This window comes from Selenomonas sp. FC4001, assembly GCF_000701565.1.
Taxonomy (GTDB): Bacteria; Bacillota; Negativicutes; order Selenomonadales; family Selenomonadaceae; genus Selenomonas_A; species Selenomonas_A ruminantium_B.
In genome coordinates this window covers 82,496-95,673 of sequence record NZ_JNJF01000012.1, presented here as the reverse complement: position 1 = coordinate 95,673, position 13,178 = coordinate 82,496, and the positions used below count along the sequence as shown (strand labels likewise).

Below are 13,178 nucleotides of genomic sequence, written 5' to 3'. Positions count from 1 at the left end.
ACGGATAATGAGTCCGTCCCTTCGCGGGACGGGCTTTTTTTATTGAAAGGGAGGATTATTTATGGAAGCTTTAGACTTACAACGACTCAAGCGCAAGCGGGACTTACGCATCATTTTGCCAGTGTTTCTGGTGTCCATCATTGCCTGCATTGACCGGGTCAATGTTGCTTACGCCAAACTCACCATGACGGCAGATATGCCCTGGCTGACGCCGGAAATCTTCGGCATGGGCGCCGGAATTTTCTTCGTGGGCTATCTGATTTTTGAAGTGCCCGGCTCGCTGGTTGCGGCGAAGTTCTCCGCGACAAAGTGGATTGCCCGTATCATGTTCACCTGGGGATTGGTGTGCGTGTATATGGCCTTCGTGAAAACACCGTCGGAATTTTACCTGTGCCGGTTCCTGCTGGGGGCGTCAGAAGCCAGCTTGTATCCGGTCATCTATTCGGTATTATTCCCGCGTTGGTTTGCCGCTGGGGAGCGTGCAAGAGCAACTTCACTGATGCTGACATCGCTGTTGATTTCCACGATTATCGGTGCGCCATTGGCTGGTGTTCTGCTCGAAACTTCCCTGTTCGGCCTGCACGGCTGGCAGGAACTCTTTATCCTCGAAGCACTGCCCGCGCTGGCGTTTGCGGTGTATTTCTTCTTCGCCGTCAAAGACCGCCCCGAACAGGCCCATTGGCTCACAGATGCGGAAAAGGAATACTTGAATAAAGTGTATGAAGAAGAACAGGCTGCTATGCATCGCGTAAAAAAATACACCGTTTGGCAGGCCTTCTGCGAGCCAAAGGTGCTGAAACTCTGTCTTATCTATTTCCTCTGGGTAGTAGGTTTCTGGGGCTTCAACTTCTGGATGCCCACGGTGCTCAAAGGACTTTCCGGCTGGTCAACCAGCCTCCTGGGCGGCGCTATCGCTATTCCCATGATTGCTGCTCTCGTGGTACAGGTGATTATCGGCCATACTTCGACAAAGACGGGCGATAAAGTCTGGCATGTGGCAGGCGCCCTGCTGGTTGGTGCTATCGGTCTTGGCTGCTCCCCACTGGTGGACAGCATGGGCATGGCCCTGTTCCTCGTGTGCCTTTCTGCTATCGGCATTTACGCCGCCATGGGCGTATGGTGGACGATTCCGACCACTTTCCTGACCGGCCCGGCCGCGGCTGCTTCTGTCGCTCTCATCAATTCCTGCGGCAATATCGGCGGTTGGGTAGGTCCGAATATGATGGCCTGGGTACAGACCAATACTGGCGCATTTGATTTGGGATATTACATCATGGCCGCCTTCATGCTGGCTGCTGCCGTACTGGTGCTGACCGTCAAATACCGCTGGAACGGCGAAGTCCGTGAGGACATGGCACAGCTTAAAGCGGAGGAAGAAGCTGTTTTGGCAACGGAATAAGCAAAGGTGTTATAAAGAGGCAGAGAAAGGCCGTTCCTTCGTGGGAACGGCCTTTGGCGTGAATGATTATATTACAACTTAAACTTCTGCATCTCTGCCTGCAAATCTCCGGCCAGTGTTGCCATATTGCGGGCGGCGTCGGAGATTTCGTGCATGGAGGCACTTTGTTCTTCGCCGGCGGCGGATACGGACTGGGCTTCGTCGGAGTTTTTGCCGCTGGTATTGGCGATATTGATGCTAGCTTGCAGCATACGTTCGTTTTCTGCGGCCATGGATTCGATGCCTTTTGCGATGGTTTGTATCTGGTTGGTCAAGTCGTCTATGACAGCGACGATTTCTTCAAAGACTTTGTCGGCGGACTGCACGGTGGCAATGCCGGACTGTACGCTTTGGGCACCGCTGTGGCTGGCTTCAACAGCTGATTTCATATCCTGTAGGTTGCTTTGAACCAGCTCGGCAATTTGTTGGGAGGACTGGTTGGAGCTTTCGGCCAGTTTGCGTACTTCGTCGGCAACTACGGCAAAGCCACGGCCTGCTTCTCCGGCTCTGGCCGCTTCGATGGCGGCGTTCAGGGCCAGCAGGTTGGTCTGTTCAGCTATGCCGGTAATCATCTGCACGATATCGGCAATCTTTTGCGAGCTGGTGTCGAGCTTTTCAATGGAGGCCTGAATGCTGTCGGTGCTGGCGGTGATGTTATTCATCTGTTCCACGGCCTGTACGATGGACTGGCGTCCTGTGGTGATTCTGTCCTTAGCCTGTATTGCATGGTCGTAGACCTGTTTGGTGCCTTTGACGATGTCCTGGGCGGATTCGGTCACCTGTTCGGCGGTGGCCTGGATATTGCCGGCATCGCTGGCCTGCTCGCTGGCACCTTCGGCAATGGAGACGATACTGTCGGCTACCATGTGGGAGGCCTGGGCAGATTGGTTTGCACTGGCGGTGAGTTCTTCACTGGCAGCAGCCACCTGCTGTGACATATCGTTGACCTGACCGATAACCTTGCGTAGGTTGGCTACCATATGGTTAAGGGAGTTGCCAAGGGCACCCATTTCGTCGTCACCCGTGATACGGAGCTGGCTCTGGAGATTGCCGTCGGCAATTTTGGCGGCTTCTTCCATGAGGTGATGGATGGGGCCGCCGATACGTCGGTTGAAAATCATAATCATGGCGGTGCAGAGAATTACCATAACCAATACGGCCATGATGATGCTGAGGTAGATGGATTTGGTGATGGGGCCAGTATAGTCGGCTTTGGGTGCCACAAGGACCAGTTTCATGTTGTCGATACAGAGTGGTGCGGCCATCACATAACTGTCCTCACCGAATACCGCGCTTTCCGTCAGGGATACTTCCGTGAGTCCCACGATTTTCTTGCCCAAGGCGGCCAGTTCCGGGGAGGATTCTTCGGTGATTTTTGCTTTCATGTTCTTGCTGTCGTCACGGGAAGCAAGGTAGAAGCCCTCCTGGCTGACCAAGAAGGCATAGCCGTTCTGACCGACCTGAATGCCTTTGACATAGTCTTCGAGTTCGGTGATGCCGATATCCACGGTGACAGTGCCCACATTTTTGCCGTCCTTTTGTACGGCGGCGGCGCTGGTCAGCATGGTTGTGCCGGTTATTTCGTCAAGGTAGGGGCCGGTCCAGGCTACTTTGCCGGGGGCCTTCATGGCGTTCTGGTACCAGTCGAATTTGGTGTAGCCGTATTCGGCGTTGCTGTACTCCATGTCCAAGTCAACAGAGCCCTTGTCGTTTTTCGCACGGTAGGGGCCGAAGTAATCGATGTCTGCTTGATAGGCGAAGGGCTCGAACCAAAAGCCACTGCCGATGATCAGCGGGTCAGAGAGTACATAGCCGTCTGCCATGCCGTACATGACATCTGTGTCATAGGTTTTCAGCTGGGTGACGCCACGGGCCAGCCCTGCGGTTTTCTGAGCTACCTGCAAAATGCGCTGGTCAAGTTTCCCGGCAATGGCGCCGGACTGCTCGGTCAGGGTGGCTTTTACCTGGTCTTCCATACTGCTTTTGAATTGTCCAATGTTGATAAAGGTCTGGATAGAAAGCAGTATACCAGTCAGCAGGATGATGCTGACGACGAATAATGTCTTAATACTTCCTTGTGGCTTGCGCATAAAAATCCCTTCCTTTCTGGCCACGAAACAACTGTGTTTTCGTTACTATTTCGCGACCGGGGGAACGTATTCCTGCCCGCACGAAAAAATCCCCTCCGCAATCTGCGGAAGGGATTTTTGTTATCTTACTGTACGTTCATGGAAAGTTCGATGAACTTGTTAGCCAGTTTTGCTTTCTGGAGAACTTCCTCGGTGATGTCCTGGCCTGCTTCTACGATAACGATGCCGTTATCCATCTTAATGTCGCGAGCGGCTTTCTTGCCCAGGAGAAATCGGCGATGGCGTTCTTCAGACGCTTTGTCAGCAGCGGCCTGTTTGGCGGCATCTGCTTTCGGAGCCTCTTTCTTGGGCTCAGCCTTGGGAGCAGGAGCAGCTTTCGGAGCTTCTTTCTTGGGCTCAGGTTTTGCTTCTTCTTTCGGAGCATCAGCCTTCGGTGCTTCTTCTGCTTTGGCAGGCTCAGCAGCCTTGGGAGCTTCCTCAGCTTTCGGTGCTGCTTCGGCCTTCGGTGCTTCCGGCTGTGCGGGAGCAGCTTTCGGAGCCTCAGGAGCACTGGGCATTACATTATTTTTTTTTTCCCCGGTGGGGTCAATAACCGTTACCTGCTTACCGAAGATGGAAATCTGGTCGGTTGCAATGTCGGAAGTGGTGCCATCGGGTGCAGTGATTTCGCATTTTTCAATTTTGCCATCGTCGCCGATGTAGAGTTCAGTTACTTTGCCCTGAATCGTACCGGACTTGGTGATAGCTTTGGTGTCGATGATGCGGATATTTTCATCCAGCAGAGCTTCGTAGTCGCCAGCAGCATCCAAAGTCAGGATGTTTTCGCTGTTGGTGATGGTTACGGCATCGTCACCGATAGCAATAACGGACTCATAGGGAATGAGTTTTACACCGCGGTACCAGTCAGCATCTTCGATGGTGATAGCTGCTACTGTGCCGTTCTTAGCATCGATAAGGAGCGTTTTGCTGACGCCCAGCTCGCGGCCTTCCGTAATGCTGATGATAGGAAGACCAAGGATTTCTACACTTTTCTTCATTAAAAATTCCTCCAATTATTTTGCGCTGCCACTGTGAGCCTGGAATTCGGTTTCGATTTCCTGCATGATATCTCCCGGAATTTGCGGGAAAGGCGTAGAAAGCGCAGCATGTTTGGCAAGTATATCCTGAACGGTGCCCAGATAGTGGATGTTCTTGGTGAACTCCTGACACATGGCATCGTTTTTGGCAATGATAGGCATGGTAAGTGCCTGTTTGTAAGCGGCGATGGCACCGCTGTAATTGGCTTGTTCTTTATAAAGGTTGCCCAGCTCGATGACGAGGAACGGTGTGTAGTCGTCGTCGCCGTAGCGGGAAATGGCTTCGTGATAGGCAAAGATGGCATCTTTGGGCTGTGCATCCTTGGCTTCGTAAGCAAAGTCCAAAATGGCATCGAGGCTGTCCATGCTCGCAAGCTCCTGCTTGAGTTCCTGTTCGTGAGCCTGACGCTTCGCAGCAAGTTCCTGACGCGCTTTTTCCTCTGCTTCTGCCCGAATCTTTGCTTCGGCAGCGGCTTTGGCCTTCGCCTCGGCCTCTGCTTTCTTGCGGGCAGCAGCTTCGCGTTTCTTCTGTTCAGCCCGCTCCTTGGCCTCTTTTCTGGCCTTGGCTTCGGCAATCGCCTGCGCTTCTTTTTCGGCCTTCTCTGCTGCAAGTTTGGCTTCTTTTTCCGCGATAGCCTGAGCTGCTAATTTTGCTTCTTCGACAGCTTTTTCTGCTTCGTTGTTCTTCTGCGGAGCTGCAGAGTTTTCTTCTGGGGGAACTTCCTGAACCGCTGTGGGCTGCTCTACCGGTGCTGTTTCTAAGGGGATAGCAGGTTCGGACGGGGTCATTTCGGCCATAGGTTCCTGCATTGTTGCCGGCAGTATATCTTCTGTAGGCGGTTCTTCTTCCACAGGCAGCTGCTCGGTGGGCAGAACTGTGCAATTGCCAGCAAGAGCTTCCTCCCGGCGCAGCATTCGTTCGTTGAAGATTGTCACCACTGCCGCTGCCGTTATGACCAATATCCCTAGTCGCAGGTAATGCCCGCGGTCGAGGAAAGGACTCATGGTGATTGCCATGCCATTGACGATGAAGGCCATCACAGCACAGAGCACCAGCGAAGTCCACTTCATCTCGATGTTAAAAAAGCGACATAGCCGATAAATGAGGAAGATGCTGATGGCCATGATGGATCCTGTTATCAGGATAAATGTCATGTTTCTCACCTCTTCCTGAAAGTGAGCATTATGCAAATATACTCACCATCTTATAAACTTTTCGACAATAATAGGAAAATTCCTGCCAGTGTTTACACATTTGTGCAAAATTAGCGAACCTTCCCCCACAGTATACCATATTCTCGTGGATTTGTGCAGATAAATATTTGTATTCTTATTGTTACTCGCTGATTTTGCTCTGGAGTTATAGTATAATGAAGGGAAGAAAGGAACGATGGCCAGATGATGTATGAACAGGAAGCTGTGGTTCACCACGAAAGCGGCATACATGCCCGCATTGCGGCCATGATTGTCCAGCGGGCAAGGGAACTCGGCGAAAAATATGCAACGCCTCTGTTTTTGCGCAGTCAGCGCAGTGAGCGGTTTGAGATGCGCAGTCTGATGAAGCTCGTCGCGCTCAAAATCGGCAAAGGCGATTCGGTCTTTGTATCGGCGGAAGGTGATGCCGGGCGGCAGGCAGTCTACGAGATGGTACGCTTTTTGGAAGGCGACTTCGAGCTGCGGGAGCCGGGAAAAATCCATGAGATGGATAAGCTGCTCCATGAAAATGCCTTGATGCAGGAACGCCTGCAGATGATTTTGGAGGCGGTGCAGGACGGCATCTGCGTGGTGGACAGAACCGGAGAGATTACCTATGTGAATCCGTCTTACCTGCGCATTGTCCATAAGACGCCTGAGATGGTCATGGGGCAGAATGTCTTTAAGACAGCGCCGGATGGCAATCGCTGTGCGGTGCTCCGCACTGGTGTGGCCCGCATTGGCAGCATCAGCCGCAAGAAGGATGGCACAACGGTCGTAGCCAATGTCAATCCCATCTTCATCAACGGTGAAATCGCGGGTGTTGTATCGGTCATCAAGGATATTACGGAACTGCAAAACCTTATGGCCAGATTGTCGCAGGTATCAGCCAGAGCAGAGTATTTGGAACAGGAACTTCTGCGCACGAAAAAGACCGCCAACGCCTTTGCCAACTATATCGGCAAAAGCGGCAAGGTCATTGACGTGCTGGCATTGGCTTCCAAGGCGGCGCAATCCTCGGCCACGGTGCTGATTCGCGGGGAAAGCGGCACCGGTAAGGAAGTCATTGCCGAGGGCATTCACTATGCCAGTGAGCGGCGCAGAGGACCCTTTATCCGCGTGAACTGCGGGGCTATTCCCGGCACTCTGCTGGAATCGGAACTCTTTGGTCATGAGAAGGGCGCTTTCACCGGCGCGGTGAAGCGCAAGCTCGGTAAGTTTGAACTGGCCGACCACGGCACGATTTTTCTCGATGAAATCGGCGAGATGGACAAGAAGATGCAGGTCAAGCTTCTGCGTGTATTGCAGCAGAAGGAATTTGACCGTGTCGGCGGTGAAGAAACTGTTCATGTGGATGTGCGAATTATTGCCGCCACCAACCGCCATTTGGAAGATATGGTGAAGGACGGAACCTTCCGCGATGATTTGTACTACCGTCTCAACGTCATTCCCATCATCCTGCCGCCGCTTCGGGACCGCATTGATGACATTCCTCTGCTCGTGGAGCATTTTATCGAGAAGGTCAGCGTCAGTACCGGTAAGACTGTCCGCAGTATTACGCCTGAAGCTATGGATATCCTCATGCGCTACAAATGGCTGGGCAATGTGCGGGAATTGGAAAATGTCATTGAGCGGGTTATCACCCTCATGGACAGCGACACCATTACGGTTGCGGCACTTCCTTCCTATATCAAGGGCGAAGCGGCGGACAGGGAGGTGCAGCGCCTCGAAACGGAAAGCGCCGTGCTCCCCTGGGAGGAATATGAGAAGCGCATCATTGCCAAGGCGTTGAAACAGTGTGGCAGTTTCAATGCCGCCGCTAAGGAATTAAAAATCACGCACAAGACGGTGGCGGCCAAAGCCCGGAAATACGGATTGGTATAATTGGTAAAAAATACCATGATTGGCAAAAATTACCAGAGAAATGACGTGAGTTGGTAAATTTTACCGAAACAATTATTGTTAGCTGGGAACTGCAGAGGGATAAATATTATTTTTTAACATCGTTATGGGTTGCTGGCAGGGCTTTTGCGAAAAAATTACCAAGTTTTTACAAAAGTTGGCACGCTGTTTGCATTTATATAAGGCAGTTAGCAACATTATAGTTCATAAACCGCTGTTTAGCGGTTAGGATATGTTGTGGTTTTTTAAGAATGGAGAGGTTTTAGAAATGACTCAGGAAATTGTAACGATTGAAAACAAGACTGGTATCCATGCCCGCCCGGCTTCCATCTTCGTACAGACGGCTACGAAGTTCAAGTCCAAGGTTCAGATTCAGGCTAAGGGTAAGACCGTTGACGCTAAATCCATCCTCATGATCATGAGCATGGGTCTCGTTAAGGGCACGGAAATCACCATCGTTGCAGACGGTCCGGACGAAGCAGATGCAGTTAAGGCTCTGAAAGACCTCGTTGATTCCAAGTTCGGCGAAGAATAATTTACTAAATTGGAATCTTAGGAATCGCCTTCTTTCCAAGGATTGGAACTTTGGAGGAAGGCGTTTCTTGTATGTATCGTATTTACAATCAGGGGGAAAGAAATAAAATGGCAGAAGCAATCAGAGGTAAAGGCGTTATTTCCGGTATCGCCATCGGTAAAATCATGCTGGCAGGTCAGAACCTGGACGGCTATCTGGTAAATTACCAGCCGGAATCCAAAGAAGTGGAGAGCAAGAAGGCTCAGGACGCTTTGACCGCCGTAGCAGAAACCCTGCGTGAAAACATCGACCGTCTGCAGAAGCAGAACATGGTTGAGCAGGCTGCAATCATGGAAGCGCATCGCATGATGGTGCAGGACCCCATGATGGCCCAGAAAATCGAAGAAAAGCTCGAAGAAGATGCCAATGCTCCGCAGGCTGTCCTCAAAGCTGCTGAAGAACAGGCACAGATGTTCGAGATGATGGAAGATGAATACTTCGCAGCTCGTGCAGTTGACCTCCGTGATGTAGGTAAGCGCGTAGCTAAGTACATCCTGGGCGTTAAAGAGCCGGAACTGGGTGACGAAAAAGTTATCCTCTGCGGCCGTGAAATCGAGCCTTCCGTTATCGCTGGCATGCCGACCGACAAGATTGCCGGTGTTATCCTGGGCTCCGGCTCCACGACGGCTCATGCAGTTATCATTGCCAAAGCCCGCGCTATTCCGACCATCGTTGGCCTGAACAAAGAAGACCGCATCGACAAGATTGCTGACGGCGACCATGTTATCATGGACGGCGAAGAAGGCAAGATTCTCGTGAACCCCAGCGAAGAAGAACTGGCTGGTTACAACGAAAAAATCAAGAAGCAGCAGGAACTGGCTGCTCATTACGCTCAGCTCAAAGACCTGCCGGCTGTTACGACGGACGGCGTGAAGGTTGACCTCATGGCCAACATCGGCACGCATATGGACGTTGATAACGCTCTCAAATATGGTGCTAAGGGCGTAGGCCTGTTCCGTTCTGAGTTCGTATTCATGGGCCGTCAGGATATCCCCAATGAAGAAGACCAGTTCAAGGCATACAAAGAAGCTGTTGAAAAGTGCCAGGGCAACCTCTGCGTTATCCGTACCATGGATATCGGCGGTGACAAACCCCTGCCGTACCTCAACATTCCGGAAGAAGAAAACCCGTTCCTGGGCTACCGTGCAGTTCGCATCAGCCTGCAGCGCAAGGACCTTTTCCTGCCGCAGCTGAAAGCTATCCTGCGCGCTGGTGTATACGGCAAAGTTGGTATCATGGTGCCGATGATCATCAACGTAGCAGAATTCAAGAAGGTTAAGGAATTCATCGAAGAAGCTAAGCTGGAACTGGCTCATGAAGGCAAGGCTTATGCTGAAGATGTACAGGTTGGTATCATGGTTGAGACCCCGGCGGCTGCTGTAATGACGCCGGTACTCGCTAAGTATGTAGACTTCTTCTCCATCGGTACGAACGACCTCGTTCAGTACACGCTGGCTTGCGACCGCGGCAACGCCAACATCGCTGAACTCTACAACCACTTCAACCCGGCTGTACTGCAGCTCATTCAGCGCACCATCACCAGCGCTCGTGAAAACGGCATCTGGGCCGGCATGTGCGGTGAAATGGCCAGCGACCCGAACGCTGCTGTAATCCTTATGGCTATGGGTATCAGCGAACTCTCCATGAGCGCTCCGTCCATTCCGCGTGTTAAGGAAAAAATCCGCAACATCAGCTCCACGAAGGCTAAGGAAATCCTCGCTGACGTGATGAAGATGGAAGACGGCGACGAAATCAAAGCATACCTGAGCAAGGTACTGTAATATTATAGAAAGCCCTGAATAAAGGATAAAAGCCTTTGTTCAGGGCTTTTTTAGGCTTAAATTTAACTGGAAATTATCTCTTTTTTAAGGCCATTTTAATATAGATGCATTATCATTGTTTATGGAATAAATCTTATAGCAGACCATAAACGGTAACACCGTGCCGAGGGATGTTGTGGCACGGTATTTCTTTGAGAAGTGGAAGGAGTAAAAATGAAGAAAAGTATGGGCAAGTTTTTTCTGGCAATGATGATGCTGATGGTGATGGTGGCATCGGCGGGTTGTATGATAAAAGCCGATTCTTCGGGATTGAAGTTCCATGGCGGTGGTGAAGATGTTTCCGTGCCGGCTGGTTGGGAGACGGTGAGCCTGCCTAAGAATGATGGCGGTCAGGTGGTAATGAAGATGCCGTTTGCGCTCAAGCGTGTAGCAGACCCGCATCCAAATGGCCCGGTGAAGGAGTCCGTTCGTTATCAAAACGAGTCTGACCGGATGGTAATTGATGTGCTCCACGGCAGTTTGGATGATCCGAAAGATGTGGTAAAATACAACTTGGGAACTTTTATGTGGGCTGTCAATATCGCGGAAAAACATCCGGAGATAAAGTCCATGGAAAGCCAGAAGTTAAATGGGCAGGAAATAACGCGCGCCAAGATCGCCATGGTCAACAATAAAAATATACCGTTCAGTGTGGACTGTGTGGGCCTTAATTTTGATAATGAGTTTTTTATCATCGAATTTTTCTACCCCGAAGGAGATCAGGAGATGAAGGAAGCCGCGGAGAAATCCATAGCGACGCTTAACATAAAATAAGTAAAAACTCGCTGGAGACAATGTCTCGCAGCGAGCTTTTTTATAAACCGATTGTATGGAATGCTGGGGGATGTTATTGATGAGGCAGGGACCAGTTGTTCCGGCCGTGTTCCTTTACATAGTATAGAGCCTGGTCGGCATGGTGCAGAAGTTCCTGATAGTCATTGCCGTGAACGGGATACAGGGCGATGCCAATGCTGGCCGACAGGCCGGGGAACTTGTCGCTGGCAGGTTCGAGGCTGTGTGCTGCTTCCATCACGCGACGGGCTACAGAGGCGATGGCTTCCTGCGGGAAATCCTGCAGCAGGAGGATGAACTCATCTCCGCCGAAGCGGCCGACGGCATCATGGGACCGCACAATATGGACGAGATTCAGGGCAAAATGGTGCAGGATTTCGTCGCCTTTTTGATGCCCCAGGGTATCGTTGGCTTCCTTGAAGTGGTCCAGGTCGATGATGAAGAGGGCATGACAGTGGCTCTGCTGAAACGGAGTGTTCAGCATTTCCTGACCGATGGTCTCAATGGCCGCTTTGTTCAAAACGCCGGTAAGTGCGTCGATTTCTGCTTTTTCCTTGTAGAACTCCCTGCTCTGGGTGGTTTCCTGCAATTCAAGGATGGTGGCCTTGAGTTTCGTGTTATTTTCCTGTAGAAGCTTTTTGGCCTTGGACATGGCCCGGCTATGGTGGTCGAGGAAGATCATGATGGCCAGCAGCAGCAGAATCAACCCGCAGACAAGTCCGGTCTGCAGGGGGTAGAAGGTGAGGATATGCTGCAGGGAAAAGCCGGGACGTGCCTTGATGATGTGCTTCTGGATGATATGGAGGCGCTTTTCCGGGTCGGTCTGGGTGATAGCTTTGTTGAGAATGCCCTGCAGAATACGGGGTTGGCTGGGGGCGATGATGATGCTTATGGGCACGTTGATGGAGGCATCGGGGATAATGACCAGATCAGGATGGAGCATCAGGGGACGGTCGATTTCCAGCATGGAGTTGCGGATGAGCGCCAGAGTTCCGGGCTTCTGGTCAAGGGCGTTGAGCGCCTCGGCGGCTGGTGCAGGGCTGGCTGTGATGTCCCAGGAGGGGAATTTCTGCTGCAAGAACTTCATCAGCGATGGTTCGGGGCGGGGGACAATCAGTTTTATGTTGTCAGCAGAAGATGGCGTCTGACTTGTGGAGCCGATGAAGGTATAGGGGAGGGTCGTTAGGGGATTGGTGTAGTAGAAGGGATGATGGTCTTCAGGCCCCGCATAGATGTCCAGCATCAAATCCGCCTGTCCGGATTTCAGCAGGTTTACGGCATCGTCATAGGTGGGTACATGGACATAGGTAAATTCCAGACCGGAATTTTTCACCAGCTGGCTGATAAGGTCGGGATAAATGCCGAGGGCTTTTTTCTGGGCCTCATCGTAGATAACATAGGGATAAACCCCACCGTAAATGGCAACCCGCAATGGCGCTGACATCTTGATATACTGACTTTCCTGGGGCGTGTAATGCACCAGCTGGAAGTCGAGCTTTTCCGCCAGCGTATGGGAAAGCTGAGGCTCGAAATGAGGATTTTCCATATTGAGCCGGTTGATGGCGTTTTCCAGATTGACCAGTTTGTCCCGATTGGCGGTTGTGGCGGCAGCACGCACGGGAATCCGGCTGTAGGCCAAAAGAAACTGTTCCTCGGGCATGGTGTTGGTGGCGGTGTCCACTACGAGGTCAACGCTTCCTGCCTGTAAAGCGGCCAGCATCTCCTGCTGGTTGGCGAAGGCTTTTACGGCGAAATTCAGGCTGTTGTTCTGTTGGAACAGTTCAAACTGCTGGTTGATGGGGCGGGCGGTGATAATGCCCACCCGGGCTCCGGTCAGCGTATTCAAATCGTGGGGGTCAAAGCGCGTTTCTCCAATGCGGGAGTACAGGCCCTCTACATCATAGCCAAAGTTGATGGTGCTGTAGATAATGCCACCCTTTAGGCCTAGGGAACTGGGATATTCCACGGAGAGCAGCAGGTCAATATCCCCGGCGAACAACCGTTCAAAGGCTGTGCTGGCATTGATGTTGACCAAATGGTAATCCCAGTCCGTATGTTTGGAGAGTTCGTCCAGATAGCTGGTATAGTATTGCCGCAGGACATGGGGATTGACTAGGCTGTTGTCCGGCTGTATATAGCCAAGCCGGATGTTCAGGTCTTCTGCTTCTAGCTGGTTGGCGGGCATAGCCAGCAGGAGGCAAATGCTGATAATAAATGACAGCAGTGCTTTCATATGTCATTCTCCTATGCATAATAAGAGCAGTGTTTCTGCTGTCTTAATTCGTGAGGGAT

9 protein-coding genes and 1 other annotated feature (1 of these 10 cut by a window edge) are annotated in these 13,178 nt (G+C 51.6%); of the genes, 5 read left to right on the top strand and 4 right to left on the bottom strand.

Features of this window, described 5'->3' with window-relative positions:
• Positions 1–24: a binding site (T-box leader), on the top strand (it extends 235 nt beyond the left edge of the window).
• A gap of 37 nt (positions 25–61) precedes the next feature.
• Positions 62–1,399 carry an MFS transporter gene (locus T320_RS06250; protein WP_037354039.1) on the top strand — a complete coding sequence of 446 codons (1,338 nt, stop codon included), beginning with the start codon at positions 62–64 and terminating at the stop codon, positions 1,397–1,399.
• Positions 1,400–1,470: 71 nt separating this feature from the next.
• Here the strand turns inward: T320_RS06250 and T320_RS06245 are convergent, their stop codons facing one another.
• The 3 genes from T320_RS06245 to T320_RS13930 all read right to left on the bottom strand — a co-directional run bounded on the left by T320_RS06245 (position 1,471) and on the right by T320_RS13930 (position 5,759).
• On the bottom strand, positions 1,471–3,528 hold the full coding sequence (locus T320_RS06245; protein WP_037354036.1) for a methyl-accepting chemotaxis protein: 2,058 nt from the start codon (positions 3,526–3,528) through the stop codon (positions 1,471–1,473).
• 125 nt (positions 3,529–3,653) lie between these two features.
• On the bottom strand, positions 3,654–4,565 hold the full coding sequence (locus T320_RS06240) for a PRC-barrel domain-containing protein (protein WP_026759718.1): 912 nt from the start codon (positions 4,563–4,565) through the stop codon (positions 3,654–3,656).
• 15 nt (positions 4,566–4,580) lie between these two features.
• Entirely contained in the window at positions 4,581–5,759 is a 1,179-nt protein-coding gene (locus tag T320_RS13930; protein ID WP_051608627.1) for a hypothetical protein, read from the bottom strand.
• Between the two features lie 243 nt (positions 5,760–6,002).
• Here T320_RS13930 and T320_RS06225 point away from each other — a divergent pair, with 243 nt between their 5' ends.
• The 4 genes from T320_RS06225 (at position 6,003) to T320_RS06210 (ending at position 10,868) form a co-directional block, all read left to right on the top strand.
• Positions 6,003–7,682: a sigma 54-interacting transcriptional regulator gene (locus T320_RS06225; RefSeq protein ID WP_037354034.1), complete on the top strand. Its 1,680-nt coding sequence runs from the start codon at positions 6,003–6,005 to the stop codon at positions 7,680–7,682.
• A gap of 286 nt (positions 7,683–7,968) precedes the next feature.
• Complete coding sequence (locus T320_RS06220; protein WP_026759719.1) at positions 7,969–8,235, top strand: HPr family phosphocarrier protein; 267 nt, start codon at positions 7,969–7,971, stop codon at positions 8,233–8,235.
• A gap of 107 nt (positions 8,236–8,342) precedes the next feature.
• Complete coding sequence (ptsP, locus tag T320_RS06215; protein WP_026759720.1) at positions 8,343–10,055, top strand: phosphoenolpyruvate--protein phosphotransferase; 1,713 nt, start codon at positions 8,343–8,345, stop codon at positions 10,053–10,055.
• A gap of 213 nt (positions 10,056–10,268) precedes the next feature.
• A complete protein-coding gene (locus T320_RS06210) occupies positions 10,269–10,868 on the top strand; it encodes a hypothetical protein (RefSeq protein WP_037354031.1) in 600 nt (199 codons plus the stop codon).
• 73 nt (positions 10,869–10,941) lie between these two features.
• On the opposite strand, the gene T320_RS13925 is transcribed toward T320_RS06210, so the two are convergent.
• On the bottom strand, positions 10,942–13,119 hold the full coding sequence (locus T320_RS13925) for a GGDEF domain-containing protein (protein ID WP_051608626.1): 2,178 nt from the start codon (positions 13,117–13,119) through the stop codon (positions 10,942–10,944).
• Positions 13,120–13,178: the final 59 nt, after the last annotated feature.

Coding starts and splice junctions, on each gene's coding strand:
- T320_RS06250 (WP_037354039.1), top strand. CDS start 62: ATGGAAGCTTTAGACTTACAACGACTCAAGCGCAAGCGGGACTTACGC.
- T320_RS06245 (WP_037354036.1), bottom strand. CDS start 3,528: ATGCGCAAGCCACAAGGAAGTATTAAGACATTATTCGTCGTCAGCATC.
- T320_RS06240 (WP_026759718.1), bottom strand. CDS start 4,565: ATGAAGAAAAGTGTAGAAATCCTTGGTCTTCCTATCATCAGCATTACG.
- T320_RS13930 (WP_051608627.1), bottom strand. CDS start 5,759: ATGACATTTATCCTGATAACAGGATCCATCATGGCCATCAGCATCTTC.
- T320_RS06225 (WP_037354034.1), top strand. CDS start 6,003: ATGATGTATGAACAGGAAGCTGTGGTTCACCACGAAAGCGGCATACAT.
- T320_RS06220 (WP_026759719.1), top strand. CDS start 7,969: ATGACTCAGGAAATTGTAACGATTGAAAACAAGACTGGTATCCATGCC.
- ptsP (WP_026759720.1), top strand. CDS start 8,343: ATGGCAGAAGCAATCAGAGGTAAAGGCGTTATTTCCGGTATCGCCATC.
- T320_RS06210 (WP_037354031.1), top strand. CDS start 10,269: ATGAAGAAAAGTATGGGCAAGTTTTTTCTGGCAATGATGATGCTGATG.
- T320_RS13925 (WP_051608626.1), bottom strand. CDS start 13,119: ATGAAAGCACTGCTGTCATTTATTATCAGCATTTGCCTCCTGCTGGCT.